Origin of the sequence: Ferrovibrio sp., assembly GCF_035304305.1 — a bacterium.
Taxonomy (GTDB): domain Bacteria; phylum Pseudomonadota; class Alphaproteobacteria; order Ferrovibrionales; family Ferrovibrionaceae; genus Ferrovibrio.
The window spans coordinates 1-2301 of the sequence record NZ_DATGQG010000018.1 but is presented as its reverse complement, the minus strand read 5'-3'; the positions used below and the strand labels follow the sequence as shown (position 1 = coordinate 2301).

Sequence of the window (2301 nt, the reverse complement as noted above, 5' to 3'; positions counted from 1 at the left end):
CCGGATCTCGCGGATGAGATGGTCGACCAGTGCCTCGCGCTTCTGCTCCGTCTCGGCCATGTGGTCCAGGTCGGCCATGCGCATGACGCGCTCGATGTTCGGCCGGTTGATCAGGGTCCGAGCCATCATGCCGACCTGCTGCTCGACGTTGGGCTGGATGGCCAGGCCGACCATCAGCGGCTGCAGGATGGATTGCGTGTCCACATAGACGCGCGAGCTCGCCTCGTAGCTGTTCGGAATCCGCATGACGGCGATGGCGCCCGCGGCGCCCACCGCCATGGCGACGAGCAGCGCGCCCCACCGATGGCGCCAGATCCCCGGAAGAAGGGTGTGCAGCAGTTCCAGGAGCTGGTTCATCGCGCACTCCCCGCCCGCGCGTCAATCATCGTCACAGCCAGCTCTCGGGAATCATGATGACGTCGCCGGGCAGCACCTCGGCATTGGCCGAAACGTCGCCGCCCTGGAGCAGGTCCTTGAGCCTCACCGAGTACTGCTTGTTGTCCTCGGCGCCGCGGATCAGCACCGCCCGATTGCCGGCGGCGAACTCGGTGATGCCGCCGACGGCGATCATCACGTCGAGCAGGGTCATGCCGTCGGTGTAGGGCAGGGCCATGGGACGCGTCGCCTGGCCGATGACCCGTACCTGCTCCATCGTGTTGCCGACGAAGTTGGTCACCATCACCGACACGGAGGGCGTGCGGACGAACTCCGAGAGCTTCTTCTCGATCTCCCGCGCCAGCTGCGAGGGATGCTTGCCGCTGGCGACCATGTCCTCCACCAGCGGCGCGCTGATCTTGCCGTCGGGCCGCACCGGCACCGTGGTGGAGAGTTCCGGATTGCGCCAGACGGTGATGCTGATCTGGTCGCCGGGCCCCAGCCGGTATTCATAATCGGATTGCGCCGCCTTCGGCGGAACCGGCGGCAGGCTCGATGCGCAGGCCGACAAGGCCACCGCGGCGGCGACCAGCAGGAGCCGGATTCGAATTGGGCTATGCATGTGTTCCCGTCCCTCTGTCGTTGATTGTTGGAAGTGCTCGTTCACAATTCCGCGCTCGCGCGCGTGGCGGTTTCGGCCTGCGGCGTGCCGGGGAAGTCTCGGCTGATGGCTTCGAACTCCCTGCGGGCGGCATCCCGGTCGTTGCTCGCCTTCAGGGCCTGCGCGTAGCGAAGCCGCAGGTCGGCGGAAGTCGGCGCCAAAGCGGCCGCCCGACGGCGCATCTCGAGCGCGCGTTGCGTCTGCTTTCCGTCCTCGAGGATGCCGGCCAGCGTATCGACCACGGCCGCAGCGTTCGGCGCCCGGCGGTACGCTTCCTCGGCCACCTCCAGCGCCCGCGGGTCCTTCAGCTGGTGAAGCGCCCACGCGTAGTTGTTCCGGGCGATCACGTTGCGTGGATCGGCCTTCACAGCGGTCTCGTAGCGCCGCGCCGCCTCCGCATAGTCCTGGCGACCCAGCGCGCGCTCGCCCAGGTAGAGGCTGAGATTCGCCTCGTTCTCGGGCGACGCGAGCCAGCCCTGGAGCAGCTTCTCGGCTTCGTCGGTCGCTCCCGCCCTGAGCAGCGAATCATGCTGCCTGAACGCATTCGCGCCCAGTGCCGGTTCGAGAGCGGCCGCCTTGCCGAAGGCCGCGGCCGCTTCGCGCCATTTCTGCGCGGAGCGAAGCAGCTCGCCTTCCAGCGCCCAGCCGACGGGATTCCGAGGGTGATCCTTCTGCAGGGCCTGCGCCGTCGCATGGGCGTCGTCCATGCGACCCATGCGTGCCTGCGCCAGTGCGATGTTCACCCGGGGTTCGGCGGCATCGGGCTTCAGCGCCTGCGCGCGCTGGAAGCGCTCGAGCGCCGCGGCGAAATCGCCCAGATTGTTGTACAGCGCTCCCGTCCGAAACTGCGTGCCGGCATCGTCCGGGCGCGCGCGGGCGATCCTGTCGACCAGCGTCCGGGCCTTCTCCTTCTCGCCGGCCCTGATGTGGACGCTGGCGAGCGCCTCCTGGGCGCGGGTCCAGTCGGGATGATTCCGAATGTTCGAGTCCAGCAGCTGGATCGCATCGGCGGTCTTGCCTTCGGCCACGAGGGACTGCGCGTAGGCCAGCGCGGCAATCTCGCTGTTGGGATCCGCATCGTGCGCGCGGGCCAGCAGGGCACGGACCTCCGACGGCAGGCCGCCGGTATCGGCCGTCAGCTTGGCCAGGCCGAGCAGCGCGCGGATGTCGCCGGGCTTCTTCTCGACCAGGGCTTCGAACCGCTTGCGCGCGACGTCCGGCTTGCCGTCCTTCACATCCATGGTGGCGAGGATCGCCACCGCCGG

General features: G+C 68.4%; 3 protein-coding genes. All 3 read right to left on the bottom strand.

Features of this window, described 5'->3' with window-relative positions:
* The coding region (locus tag VKZ87_RS01820) for a Wzz/FepE/Etk N-terminal domain-containing protein (protein ID WP_324219532.1) at window positions 1-357 on the bottom strand (357 nt) is incomplete at its 3' end.
* Between the two features lie 31 nt (window positions 358-388).
* Window positions 389-997 carry an XrtA/PEP-CTERM system exopolysaccharide export protein gene (locus tag VKZ87_RS01815; protein WP_324219531.1) on the bottom strand — a complete coding sequence of 203 codons (609 nt, stop codon included), beginning with the start codon at window positions 995-997 and terminating at the stop codon, window positions 389-391.
* 41 nt (window positions 998-1038) lie between these two features.
* A partial coding sequence (locus tag VKZ87_RS01810; protein WP_324219530.1) for a tetratricopeptide repeat protein occupies window positions 1039-2301 on the bottom strand: 1263 nt, incomplete at its 5' end.